General features: G+C 55.2%; 9 protein-coding genes. 1 reads left to right on the forward strand and 8 read right to left on the reverse strand.

What is annotated here, in order from left to right; all coding sequences use genetic code 11:
• Positions 1-234: 234 nt before the first annotated feature.
• The 8 genes from IBT47_RS23555 to pdhR form a co-directional block, all read right to left on the reverse strand.
• The gene (locus IBT47_RS23555; protein ID WP_200545234.1) at positions 235-774 is read right to left on the reverse strand and encodes a biotin transporter BioY; all 540 of its coding nucleotides are present in this window, start codon (positions 772-774) and stop codon (positions 235-237) included.
• Positions 774-1,418 carry an energy-coupling factor transporter transmembrane protein EcfT gene (locus tag IBT47_RS23560; RefSeq protein ID WP_200563414.1) on the reverse strand — a complete coding sequence of 215 codons (645 nt, stop codon included), beginning with the start codon at positions 1,416-1,418 and terminating at the stop codon, positions 774-776. Before IBT47_RS23560 ends, IBT47_RS23555 begins: the two co-directional genes overlap by 1 nt.
• On the reverse strand, positions 1,415-2,089 hold the full coding sequence (locus IBT47_RS23565; protein ID WP_200563416.1) for an energy-coupling factor ABC transporter ATP-binding protein: 675 nt from the start codon (positions 2,087-2,089) through the stop codon (positions 1,415-1,417). Before IBT47_RS23565 ends, IBT47_RS23560 begins: the two co-directional genes overlap by 4 nt.
• 13 nt (positions 2,090-2,102) lie before the next feature.
• Positions 2,103-2,807, reverse strand: a complete 705-nt coding sequence (locus tag IBT47_RS23570; RefSeq protein ID WP_200563418.1) for an SDR family oxidoreductase — start codon at positions 2,805-2,807, stop codon at positions 2,103-2,105.
• Between the two features lie 254 nt (positions 2,808-3,061).
• On the reverse strand, positions 3,062-4,489 hold the full coding sequence (gene lpdA / locus IBT47_RS23575) for a dihydrolipoyl dehydrogenase (RefSeq protein ID WP_105595386.1): 1,428 nt from the start codon (positions 4,487-4,489) through the stop codon (positions 3,062-3,064).
• 176 nt (positions 4,490-4,665) lie between these two features.
• Positions 4,666-6,276, reverse strand: a complete 1,611-nt coding sequence (aceF, locus tag IBT47_RS23580; protein WP_105595385.1) for a pyruvate dehydrogenase complex dihydrolipoyllysine-residue acetyltransferase — start codon at positions 6,274-6,276, stop codon at positions 4,666-4,668.
• A gap of 13 nt (positions 6,277-6,289) precedes the next feature.
• On the reverse strand, positions 6,290-8,953 hold the full coding sequence (gene aceE / locus IBT47_RS23585; RefSeq protein WP_105595384.1) for a pyruvate dehydrogenase (acetyl-transferring), homodimeric type: 2,664 nt from the start codon (positions 8,951-8,953) through the stop codon (positions 6,290-6,292).
• A 190-nt stretch (positions 8,954-9,143) separates the two neighbouring features.
• Positions 9,144-9,908 (reverse strand): pyruvate dehydrogenase complex transcriptional repressor PdhR, encoded by a 765-nt coding sequence (gene pdhR / locus IBT47_RS23590; protein WP_105595383.1) that lies wholly within the window; start codon positions 9,906-9,908, stop codon positions 9,144-9,146.
• Positions 9,909-10,409: 501 nt separating this feature from the next.
• Between pdhR and aroP the strand changes: the two genes are divergently transcribed.
• Positions 10,410-11,765 (forward strand): aromatic amino acid transporter AroP, encoded by a 1,356-nt coding sequence (gene aroP, locus IBT47_RS23595; protein ID WP_200563420.1) that lies wholly within the window; start codon positions 10,410-10,412, stop codon positions 11,763-11,765.
• The last annotated feature ends 1,065 nt before the right edge of the window (positions 11,766-12,830 follow it).

Here is a 12,830-nt window from a genome sequence, read left to right on the forward strand (position 1 = left end):
GCTGGCGTCAGGCCGGGTTTGAACAGGGACGTTCAATCCTGGCCGATCCGTTCGGCGTAATGGCGTAACCGAAGGCACCGCAGCGCGGCGCGAGGACCGCCCTGGAGCAGCAGCAGAGGCTGAACCCCACACACTAATTCAACAGCGGCGTCTTATGGCGAAATACGGCGCGAGGACTGCCATGGAGCAGCAGCAGAGACTGCACCCCAACCAACAAGTCCACAGCGGCGTACTCTATCCCAACGTCGGATACGCCCGCCGCACCGCCCGCACAATCACCGCCGCCAGCACCACCTTCACGATATCGCCCGGCACAAACCCCAGCGAACCCAGCGCGGCCTGCTTCAGCGTGATACCCGCAACGGCGGCAATCCAAGGAATACCGCATGCATAAATCACCACAATCCCGCCCAGCGCGATAATCAGCAGCTCCTTCACCAGCGTCAATGAACGCAGACCACGCTGGTACAACAAGCCGATGACCAGTGCCGCCAGCGGCCAGGAGAGAATAAAACCACCGCCCGGCCCCATATAAACCCCCAGCCCGCCACGGCCACCGGCCAGCAGCGGCAGCCCGATAGCCACCAGCAGATCGAACAATACCATCGCCAGCGCACCGCGCTTAGCACCGGCAATCGCCCCCGCCAGCATACAGCCCAGCGTCTGCGCGGTAATCGGCACGCCAATCACCGGCAGACTAAACGCCGGAAACAGACCCAGCGCTGCGGTCATCGCGGCAAACAGCGCTATATAAACAATATCTCTGGTGGACATTAAGAGCCTCTCGACTTTTCAGCATCGCTTTGGGGACGTTTAAGCTGGGGATCGTATGCGCGGGCTTCCAGCGCCGCCGCAATGTCATCAGCCATTTTCAGGGTACGAACAATAACCGGGATCGCCACTGCAATCACACTGCGGTCGAGGCCGCGCGCTTTCTGCGCTTCACGCACCTCGGCGGTGATGGCGGCCAGCACCGGGATAAAACGCAGGGCCAGCGAGAGTGCCAGGCTGACCTTCGCCGGGTTGATACGCAAAAAACGCAGCCAGGACAGCCCGCTTTCCAGCGCATCAATCATATCGGTGGTACGCGTGGTCAGCGTCACCAGCGCCGCCAGCAGCAGCAGCGCGGAAAGTCGCGTAACGACCAGCACGCCGGAAACCCAGTCCACCATCCACCACTGTACGGCGAACAGCAGCGCCAGCACCCACAGCAGCGGTTTCAGCTGCAGCAGCATTATTTTTGGCCCGATACCCGCCAGCGGGTAAAGCGTAGCAACGACAACCAGCGTGGACAGCACCACCGCCAGCAGGGGGAAAACAAACAGCAGAGTACCCACCAGCGCCAGGGAAAGGATCTTGATCCCCGACGGCAGGCGATGGATAAACGAGTTACCCGGTACGTAATCACTCAAGGTCATGACATCATCCTGACATACTCTTTCAGCGCCACGGCGGGCACATCATCTACGGCAACTTCCCCGCGTTCAAACACCAGTACGCGGTCAAAATCCTGCAAAAATTCCAGGTCGTGTGAAACGACGATCGCGGTTTGATCCAGCTCGGCAATCGCGGCGGCAATTCGCCGTTTGTTGCGCAGATCCAGCAGCGTGGTGGGTTCATCAAAAACGATATATTCCGGCTCCATCACCAGCACGCCGGAGATCGCCAGCAGCTGCTTTTGCCCACCGCTGAGCAGATGCGCCGGGTGCTGACGCAGATCCTGCATATCATAGCGGGCCAGCGCCGCGTCGGTACGCTCGCGGATCGTGGCTTTATCCAGCCCGAGGTTCTTCATGCCGAAAGCCAGATCCTCTTCCACCACCGGAAAGACGATCTGATTGTCAGGGTTCTGGAAAACAAAGCCGACTTTACGCCGCACCGCTTTGCCCTGCTGACGGGTATTCAGGCCGTCGATCAGCACATCGCCCTGAGAAGGCAACAGCAAGCCATTCAGCAGGCGAACGAAGGTACTTTTGCCGCAGCCGTTACTGCCAACGATGCCGATACGCTTCTCGGTTAGCTGTAAGTTGATATTCTTCAACACCTTGCGATCGCCGTAAGCGTGGGAAACCTCTTTCAGTTCAATCATCTGAATGCCTCGCTCAGGACGGTTTACGCGGACGATACTGGCGACCAATCGTCAGTTGCTCAATGACCGCAGCCGGTGACAGCGACATCACAAAATCCACCGCGCGGCAGATATCGTCCGTGCTCAGCATTTCTTCCGCAGACAGCCCCGAACCGGCGGCCATATCGGTATCCACCACATCCGGGCACAGCGTGGTGACTTTAATCCCCAGCGAGCCCAGCTCGCGGGCAATCGAGCGGCTGTAGCCGACCAGCGCGTGCTTGCTGGCGGCATAGCTGGCGACGCTGCCGTAGGGCTGCACGCCGCTGACCGAAGCCAGATTAAAAATGCGGCCATCTTCAGACTTTTGCAGCCACGGCGTGCAAAGTTGGCAGAGATGATGGATGGCGGTAACGTTGGTGGCCAGCAGCGCGCTGAAGTCATCCAGCGGCGTCTGCGTGGAGCCTGCGCGGAAAATACCGGCGGCGTTAATCAGCACATCAAGCCGATCGTAGCGGGATAGCGCGTGCTGCACCTGCTGCGACACGCTGGCAAAATCACACACGTCCAGCGCCAGCGTCTGCACGCGGGACGGATCGAACCCGGCAGCAAGCGCATTCAGCGCCTGCGCATCACGTGCCAGCAGAATCAGATGATATCCCTGCGCATAGAAATGGCGGGCAAGATGGTGGCCAATGCCACGGCTGGCACCGGTAATCAGGGCGACGTTGTTTGACACGGAGAGCCTTAAATCTGAAAACGTGAGCGGCAAAGATACGCTATTTAGCGTAAAAGGAAAAATACGTTTTTGGTTTACAAGTCGGTTAAAACCAGGCTAATAGCGAAAACTCGCTTCAACCATTCGTGACGCTCAGGTGAGGCCGCGTCAGGTCGATCGTCCGGGAGTATCCGTAAAAAAGCCGCTATCTGTTAACAATAGCGGCTTAGTTTTCGCTAACTAACGCGAATTACCCCTTGCGGAGCCGTCAGCGATTACTTCTTCTTCGCTTTCGGGTTTGGCAGGTCGGTGATGCTACCTTCGAAGATCTCAGCTGCCAGGCCAACCGATTCGTGCAGAGTCGGGTGAGCGTGGATGGTCAGCGCCAGGTCTTCAGCGTCGCAGCCCATTTCGATTGCCAGACCGATTTCGCCCAGCAGCTCGCCGCCGTTAGTACCAACAATCGCACCACCGATCACGCGGTGAGTGGTTTTGTCGAAGATCAGCTTGGTCATACCGTCTGCGCAGTCGGAAGCGATAGCACGGCCAGAAGCAGCCCACGGGAAGGTGGCGGTTTCGTAGCTGATGCCTTTCTCCTTCGCTTCTTTCTCGGTCAGACCCACCCAGGCAACTTCTGGCTCGGTGTAGGCGATAGATGGGATCACTTTCGGGTCGAAGTAGTGTTTCTTACCAGAAATCACTTCTGCCGCTACGTGGCCTTCATGCACGCCTTTGTGTGCCAGCATTGGCTGACCCACGATGTCGCCGATAGCGAAGATGTGCGGTACGTTGGTACGCATCTGCTTGTCGACGCGGATAAAGCCGCGATCGTCCACTTCCACGCCCGCTTTACCAGCATCCAGACCTTTACCGTTCGGTACGCGGCCGATAGCTACCAGCACCGCATCGTAACGCTGTGGTTCTGCCGGCGCTTTTTTGCCTTCCATTGTTACATAGATGCCGTCTTCTTTTGCTTCAACGGCAGTAACTTTGGTTTCCAGCATCAGGTTGAACTGCTTGGAGATACGCTTGGTGAACACTTTCACCACGTCTTTATCTGCAGCAGGGATCACCTGGTCAAACATCTCTACGACATCAATCTGTGAACCCAGGGCATGGTAAACCGTACCCATTTCCAGACCGATGATACCGCCGCCCATAACCAGCAGACGCTCTGGGACTGATTTCAGTTCCAGCGCATCGGTAGAATCCCAAACGCGTGGGTCTTCGTGCGGGATGAACGGCAGCTGAATTGGGCGGGAACCCGCTGCGATGATGGCATTGTCGAAAGTGATCGTGGTGGTTTCACCCTTCTCATTTTCCACAACCAGAGTATTTGCGCCGGTAAACTTGCCCAGGCCGTTAACCACGTTCACTTTACGGCCTTTCGCCATACCTGCCAGACCGCCGGTCAGCTGGTTGATGACTTTCTCTTTCCAGGCGCGGATCTTGTCTACGTCGGTTTGCGGCTTGCCGAACACGATACCGTGAGCTTCAAGCGCTTTCGCTTCTTCAATCACCTTCGCCACGTGCAGCAGGGCTTTAGAAGGGATACAGCCGACATTCAGACAAACACCACCAAGGGTGCTGTAACGCTCAACGATGACGGTCTCCAGACCTAAATCCGCTGCACGGAAGGCTGCAGAATAGCCTGCAGGACCTGCCCCAAGTACCACGACTTGAGTTTTAATTTCTGTACTCATCATGACCTCTTATTTGATAGTCCGGCGGGTCAGACAGCTTTTGATTCAACGCCCTTCTTCCACCGGGACGCGTTCACCGCAAGAGTTTACAGAATTGTTAATAATCTGCAAACCGCGGTGCCACGAATATCTACATCCCTTATAACAAGGCCGGCTTGCGCCGGCCTTGTCTGCTGTTACATCACCAGACGGCGAATGTCAGCCAGTGCCTGATTGATGATGGTGATGAAGCGTGCACCATCTGCACCGTCGATTACGCGGTGGTCGAAGGAGAGCGACATCGGCATCATCAGACGCGGAGTGAACTCTTTACCGTTCCAGACCGGCTCCATAGCAGACTTGGAGACGCCCAGGATAGCCACTTCAGGCGCGTTAACGATCGGCGCGAAGTGAGTTGTCCCGATGCCGCCCAAGCTGGAAATGGTGAAGCAGCCGCCCTGCATTTCGCCAGCGGTCAGCTTGCCATCACGCGCTTTCTTGGAGATAGCCATCAGCTCGCGAGACAGTTCGGTAATCCCTTTCTTGTTCACGTCTTTGAACACTGGAACCACCAGACCGTTTGGCGTATCAACCGCCACACCGATGTTGATGTATTTCTTCAGCGTCAGCTTCTGACCATCTTCAGACAGTGAACTGTTGAAACGAGGCATCTGCTCAAGGGCCGCAGCAACGGCTTTCATGATGAAGACCACTGGGGTGAATTTCACGTCCAGCTTACGTTTAGCCGCTTCATCGTTCTGCTGCTTACGGAAGGCTTCAAGCTCGGTGATATCAGTTTTGTCGAAATGCGTAACGTGCGGGATCATCACCCAGTTACGGCTCAGGTTTGCACCAGAGATTTTCTGGATACGGCCCAGTTCAACTTCTTCAATCTCACCAAACTTGCTGAAGTCCACTTTCGGCCAAGGCAGCATGCCAGGCAGACCACCACCCGCAGCAGCGGCTGGTGCTTCGGCGCGTTTTACCGCGTCCTTAACGTAGGTCTGAACGTCTTCTTTCAGAATACGCCCTTTACGACCGGTGCCTTTGACTTTAGCCAGGTTTACGCCAAACTCGCGCGCCAGGCGGCGGATAACCGGAGTCGCGTGAACGTAAGCGTCGTTTTCAGCGAAGTCGGATTTCGCGTCAGCTTTCGCAGGGGCAGCAGCCGGAGCCGCTTTCTCTTCCTGTTTAGCCGGTGCGGCCGCAGCCGGTGCTTCAGCTTTCGCAGCGGGAGCCGCAGCAGCTGGCGCAGCGCCCGCTACTTCAAAGACCATCACCAGTGAACCGGTGCTGACTTTGTCGCCGGTTGCTACTTTGATCTCTTTCACGGTGCCCGCGAACGGAGCCGGCACTTCCATTGAGGCTTTGTCGCCTTCAACGGTCAGGATCGACTGTTCCGCTTCAACGGTGTCGCCCACTTTTACCATGATCTCGGTAACTTCAACTTCGTCGCCGCCGATATCCGGTACGTTAACGTCTTTCGGGCCGCTGGCCGCAGCCGGTGCCGCAGCAGCAGGTGCAGCCGCTTCTTCTTTCTTCTCTTCAGCCGGAGCGGATGGCGCAGCTGCGCCACCTGCTGCTTCGAAGATCATGATCAGTTTGCCGGTTTCGACTTTATCGCCGGTCGCAACTTTGATCTCTTTAACCACGCCCGCCTGCGGAGAAGGGACTTCCATAGAAGCCTTATCGCCTTCCACCACGATCAGCGACTGTTCAACTTCAACAGTGTCGCCAACCTTCACCAGGATTTCGGTGACTTCAACTTCGTCCGCGCCGATATCCGGTACATTGATTTCGATAGCCATTACTCTTTACCTCTTATGCCAGACGCGGGTTAACTTTATCAGCATCGATTTCGAACTTGGCAATAGCGTCCGCCACCACTTTCTTATCGATTTCGCCGCGTTTAGCCAGTTCGCCCAGTGCTGCAACTACAACGTAAGATGCGTCCACTTCGAAGTGGTGACGCAGGTTCTCACGGCTGTCTGAACGACCGAAGCCGTCAGTACCCAGTACGCGATAGTCGCTGGCTGGGATGTAGCTGCGAACCTGTTCTGCAAACAGTTTCATGTAGTCGGTAGACGCTACGGCCGGTGCATCACTCATGATCTGAGCAATGTACGGTACGCGTGCTTCTTCAGTTGGGTGCAGCATGTTCCAACGCTCACAGTCCTGACCGTCGCGGGCCAGTTCGGTGAAGGAGGTGACGCTGTACACGTCAGAGCCAACGCCGTAGTCTTTCGCCAGGATTTCTGCCGCTTCACGCACGTGACGCAGGATAGAGCCTGAACCCAGCAGCTGAACTTTACCTTTGCTACCTTCGATAGTTTCCAGCTTGTAGATACCTTTACGGATACCTTCTTCAGCGCCTTCCGGCATCGCTGGCATGTGGTAGTTTTCGTTCAGCGTGGTGATGTAGTAGTACACGTTTTCCTGTGCATCACCGTACATACGAACCAGACCGTCATGCATGATCACGGCAACTTCGTACGCATAAGCTGGATCGTAAGAGATACAGTTAGGGATGGTCAGAGACTGAATGTGGCTGTGGCCATCTTCGTGCTGCAGACCTTCACCGTTCAGCGTCGTACGACCTGAAGTACCGCCTACCAGGAAGCCGCGAGCCTGCTGGTCACCTGCTGCCCAGCACAGGTCGCCGATACGCTGGAAACCGAACATGGAGTAGTAGATGTAGAACGGGATCATTGGCAGGTTGTTGGTGCTGTAAGACGTTGCCGCCGCCAGCCACGATGCGCCTGCACCCAGTTCGTTGATGCCTTCCTGCAGGATCTGACCTTTTTCGTCTTCTTTATAGTAAGCAACCTGCTCACGGTCCTGCGGGGTGTACTGCTGGCCGTTCGGGCTGTAAATACCGATCTGACGGAACAGGCCTTCCATACCGAAGGTACGCGCTTCGTCGGCGATGATTGGTACCAGACGATCTTTGATCGACGGGTTCTTCAGCATCACGTTCAGGGCACGCACGAAAGCGATAGTGGTAGAGATCTCTTTGTTCTGCTCATCCAGCAGCTGGCGGAAATCTTCCAGCGTTGGCATTTCAAGCTTCTCGCTGAACTTAGGTTCGCGAGTTGGCAGGTAGCCACCCAGTTTCTGACGCTGTGCGTGCAGGTAGGTGTGCTCTTCTGAGCCTTCAGCAAAGGTCACGTACGGCAGTTTTTCGATGGCAGCATCGTCAACCGGCACGTTGAAGCGGTCGCGGATGTAGCGCACGCCGTCCATGTTCATTTTCTTCACCTGGTGAGCAATGTTTTTGCCCTCCGCGGTGTCACCCATACCGTAACCTTTGATGGTATGAGCCAGGATAACCACAGGTTTGCCCTTGGTGTCCTGCGCTTTCTTCAGTGCAGCGTAGACTTTCTTCGGATCGTGACCACCACGGTTCAGTGACCAGATCTCGTCGTCGCTCAGATCTTTCACCAGCTCAGCGGTTTCCGGATATTTACCGAAGAAGTGCTCACGCACGTACGCGCCGTTTTTGGATTTGAAGGTCTGATAGTCGCCGTCAACGGTTTCGTTCATCAGCTGGATCAGTTTACCGCTGGTGTCTTTACGCAGCAGCTCATCCCAACGACCGCCCCAGATCACTTTCAGCACTTCCCAGCCAGCACCACCGAAGATGCCTTCCAGTTCGTTGATGATCTTACCGTTACCGGTTACCGGGCCATCCAGGCGCTGCAGGTTACAGTTGATGATGAAGACCAGGTTATCCAGTTTTTCACGGGTAGCGATAGTGATCGCACCTTTAGATTCTGGCTCATCCATCTCACCGTCGCCCAGGAAGGCGTAAACGGTCTGCTGAGAGGTATCTTTCAGGCCACGGTGTTCCAGATATTTCAGGAATTTAGCCTGATAGATTGCACCCAATGGACCCAGACCCATTGATACGGTCGGGAACTGCCAGAAGTCAGGCATCAGTTTAGGGTGTGGGTAAGAAGACAGACCTTTACCGTGAACTTCCTGACGGAAGTTGTTCATCTGATCTTCGCTCAGACGACCTTCCAGGAAGGCACGAGCATAAACGCCCGGAGAAATGTGGCCCTGGAAGTAAACCAGATCGCCGCCGTCTTTTTCCGTACGCGCACGGAAGAAGTGGTTGAAACACACTTCATAGATAGTGGCAGAAGACTGGAAGGAGGACATGTGGCCGCCCAGATCCAGATCTTTCTTCGATGCGCGCAGAACGGTCATAATGGCGTTCCAGCGAATAGCAGAACGGATACGACGTTCTAAAGATGTGTTGCCAGGGTATTCCGGCTCATCTTCAACAGCAATAGAGTTGATATAGTTGCTGGCCCCAGCACCGGCAGCCACTTTCACGCCGCCTTTACGTGCTTCACTCAGTACCTGGTCAATCAGATACTGTGCGCGCTCAACACCTTCTTCACGGATGACCGATTCGATCGCCTGTAGCCAGTCGCGAGTTTCGATCGGATCCACGTCATTGTTTAAACGTTCTGACATGGGGGGTATTCCTTATCTGTGTCTAATACGTTGAATTGTCTGGAGCCTGTCTCTTTGCATTCTGTCGTTCAAAACACAAAGAGACAGGCTCGTCGTTTATACCCTTGAGCCCTGGTGCTGGCGCTGTGTTAGCCGTTACGCCAATGGTTTCGGGTATAGTGCCGCGTTATAGTTACGCGTTTTACTTACGTTATTCCTTACGTTGCTGTAAACGTCGCAGGGAACGCTCTCTACGGCTCTGCTCCCGACTTCTGTCCAGCAATATTTCCTCGATAAACGCCAGGTGGCGGTGTGAGGCTTCACGGGCCTGTTCCGGCTCGCGTGCCACAATCGCCTGAAAAATACTGGCGCGATGTTCACTCACTTTCACCAGCATCTCCCGACGCGAGTAGAGCAACTCGAAGTTCTGTCTTACGTTCTGTTCCAGCATCGGACCCATACTGCGTAGCAAATGCAGCAGCACCACATTATGCGCGGCTTCTGTGACAGCAATCTGATACTGCATCACCGCATCAGCTTCTGCGTCCAGATCGCCGCTGTCCTGGGCGGTCTGAATCTGCAGATGGCAGTGCTGAATACGTGCAATATCGTCGTCGGTCCCGCGAAGCGCGGCATAATAGGCGGCAATCCCTTCCAGCGCATGACGCGTTTCCAGCAGGTCGAACTGGGATTCAGGATGGCCGGCAAGCAGTTCGATGAGCGGATCGCTCAGGCTTTGCCACAGGGTTTTCTGGACGAAGGTGCCACCGCCCTGACGGCGAAGTAGCAGACCTTTTGCTTCCAGACGCTGGATTGCTTCTCGTAGGGAAGGACGGGAGACATCAAACTGCACAGCCAGCTCGCGCTCGGGCAGTAATTTCTCTCCGGGACGCAGCGTCCCTTCCATAATCAGGGACTCAAGCTGCTGCTCGATGGCGTCAGAGAGCTTTGGTTGGCGGATCTTACTGTAGGCCATTATCCCTTCTTCTACGATGTGCCAGAGTTAATTGGTAATACCAATTTAAAAAAGGTGCCCGTAAAGTAACAAAGTATTCACCTGATGTCTATATGACAACCCGGCGAAACCAGACCCCCGTCTCGTTCCTGGCAAGGGGTAAGCGGAATTTTTCGAGCGCCCTCGAATGCATAATAAATGTTAATTTTTAAAACTTTTTTGAAACACGGCAGCAGCTTAGTTGAATTGCACCCCACTAAAAGCACCAAATGCGATGCACGATTTCCCTTATGCTGCTCCCTAAAATCGTTATGCACTCACCCGGTGCGATCGGTGATTTTTTAACCACGCAGGCGCACAGAATGAGAAAGAAAGTGCAAAGCCCTCCGCCTAACACTATTCTCTGCGCGACGCCAGATACGGCCAGGTTTTCCCTAATCGAGAAGCGTAAATATTTCAGTACGTTATTAGATTTAACCACTCTGGCAGACATAAATAAAAACAAGCATCACGAGGAAGAGTATGGAACATCAGCAGGGCGAGACGCTGCATCGCGGGTTAAAAAACCGCCACATTCAGCTTATCGCATTAGGCGGTGCCGTCGGTACAGGCCTGTTTCTGGGCAGCGCATCGGTCATCAAATCAGCCGGACCCGCCGTCATTCTTGGCTACGCCATCGCCGGTATTATTGCTTTTCTGATTATGCGTCAGATGGGTGAGATGATTGTTGAAGAGCCGGTTGCCGGCAGCTTCAGCCACTTTGCGCATAAGTACTGGGGACCGTTTGCCGGGCTGGCATCCGGCTGGAACAACTGGGCGCTGTATGTGCTGGTTGCCATGGCCGAACTGACTGCCGTCGGTAAATATATTCAGTTCTGGTATCCCGAGATCCCGACCTGGGTTAGCGCTGCGGTGTTCTTTATATTGATCAACGCCATTAACCTGACCAATGTGAAGGTGTTCGGCGAACTGGAGTTCTGGTTTGCCATTATTAAGGTGGTGGCGGTCGTCGCCATGATTGGTTTCGGCGGCTGGCTGCTGTTCAGCGGCAACGGTGGCCCGCAGGCTACGGTCAGTAACCTGTGGGATCACGGTGGCTTTATGCCGAACGGTCTGCACGGCCTGGTGATGATGATGGCCATCATTATGTTCTCATTCGGCGGGCTGGAGATGATCGGCCTGACCGCAGCGGAAGCCGAGAATCCTGAGAAGAGCATCCCGAAAGCGATCAATCAGGTGCTGTGGCGTATTCTGATCTTCTATATCGGTTCACTGACCGTGCTGCTGTCGCTGATGCCGTGGATCCGTATTACTGAAGATACCAGCCCTTTCGTGCTGATTTTCCACGAACTGGGTGATGCCTTTGTCGCAAATGCGCTGAATGTGGTGATCCTGACCGCAGCGCTGTCGGTGTATAACAGCTGTGTTTACAGCAACAGCCGCATGCTGTTTGGTCTGGCGCAGCAGGGTAACGCACCGAAGGCGCTGATGAAGGTCGATCGTCGTGGTGTGCCGGTGAATGCCATTCTGATTTCCGCCGCCGCCGCCGCTATCGGCGTGCTGATCAACTATCTGATGCCGGGCGAGGCGTTTTCGCTGCTGATGTCACTGGTGGTTTCTACATTAATCATTAACTGGGCGATGATCAGTCTGGCGCATCTGCGTTTCCGCAAGCGTGCGAACCAGCAGGGGATTGAACCACGCTTTAAGGCGCTGTTCTATCCGTTCGGCAACTGGCTGTGCCTGGCCTTTATGGCCGGTGTGCTGGTAATTATGGCGATGACGCCGGGAATGGCGATTTCCGTGTGGTTGATTCCGGTGTGGATTGGCGTGATGGCGATTGGCTATGCGTTTAAGCGCCGTTCGGTGAAGTCTTAATCGTTTCACGGGGTTGGTTATCTCTGGGATAACGGTGGCGGCGCTGACTGGTCTTATGTTGTTGGTTATCTCTGGGATAACAGTGATAGCGCTGACTGGCTGCTGCCCCTGCCGGGCGGGTCCTCGCGCCGCTTTGCGGTCCCTTCACTTCGCTCGTCAGCCTGACGGACCGGGACAGACGCGCGTCCTGCGCGGCTGTCCCTTTCGCCCACTTCCCTGTGGGCGAATCCTGGCTTCCTCTCTCCGTTCAGCGCTGCGGATTGCCCGTTCGGGGCAGCAGCCAGTCCGCTTTCTGATATTGGTATTGCCTGATAAACAGATCGGTCCGTTCGCAGGTTTTTCCCCTTGTTCATTCCGCACTGTAATTAGCTCTTCCGGGGCAGCAGCCAGACCGATTTTTGGAGTCAGTTTTGCCTGAGAATAAGATCGGTTTATTCGCGAACTCAGCTTCTTTCACCAATCTGCGGAATGGTTAACCAAGTTGGACTGAAATCAATTCACTTTCTGATATCGAGATTGCCTGACGAACAGGCAAATCTGGTCACAAGCTTGTTCCCTTTCCCCTCTTCCCTTTAGTGCCGTGGATAGCCCGTTCAGGTCTGCAATCGGTCACTTTCTAATATTGGTTTTGCCTGATAAACAGATCGCAGCCGAAAAACACCACCCAAGCCCGCCAGAAAAACCGTCCCTCTCTTTCCGTTGCTTACAGCGAGTGATTGAGTCAAAAGGGAACCCGTCTCTGCGGCGGCCGGGTAATCCACAGCGCTGAGGCGCAGGCAGCGGGGCCGGAGAGACCAGCATGGATGCTGGGCTCAGGCCTGGCGCGGGCAGGACGCCCGCTCCGGGCCGATCCGACAGTCCCGATGCCGAAGCTGAAGGCACCCTGCACAGCAGGGCGCGAGGACCGCCCGGACGCCGCAGAGACGGGTTCCCAATCGCCTATCCATCGCCGCAGAGGATAGCTTCCCAGGCACCTATCCACCAGCCAAGTAATCCCACCGGTCATAAGAGAATGTTATTCGTCATTTGCACCAATTTGTGACAAAACATAGATAGTAAAAAATG

It is taken from the genome of Erwinia sp. S43, assembly GCF_016624745.1.
Lineage (GTDB): Bacteria > Pseudomonadota > Gammaproteobacteria > Enterobacterales > Enterobacteriaceae > Erwinia > Erwinia coffeiphila.

Coding starts and splice junctions, on each gene's coding strand:
- pdhR (WP_105595383.1), bottom strand. CDS start 9,908: ATGGCCTACAGTAAGATCCGCCAACCAAAGCTCTCTGACGCCATCGAG.
- aceE (WP_105595384.1), bottom strand. CDS start 8,953: ATGTCAGAACGTTTAAACAATGACGTGGATCCGATCGAAACTCGCGAC.
- lpdA (WP_105595386.1), bottom strand. CDS start 4,489: ATGAGTACAGAAATTAAAACTCAAGTCGTGGTACTTGGGGCAGGTCCT.
- aceF (WP_105595385.1), bottom strand. CDS start 6,276: ATGGCTATCGAAATCAATGTACCGGATATCGGCGCGGACGAAGTTGAA.
- IBT47_RS23565 (WP_200563416.1), bottom strand. CDS start 2,089: ATGATTGAACTGAAAGAGGTTTCCCACGCTTACGGCGATCGCAAGGTG.
- aroP (WP_200563420.1), top strand. CDS start 10,410: ATGGAACATCAGCAGGGCGAGACGCTGCATCGCGGGTTAAAAAACCGC.
- IBT47_RS23555 (WP_200545234.1), bottom strand. CDS start 774: ATGTCCACCAGAGATATTGTTTATATAGCGCTGTTTGCCGCGATGACC.
- IBT47_RS23560 (WP_200563414.1), bottom strand. CDS start 1,418: ATGACCTTGAGTGATTACGTACCGGGTAACTCGTTTATCCATCGCCTG.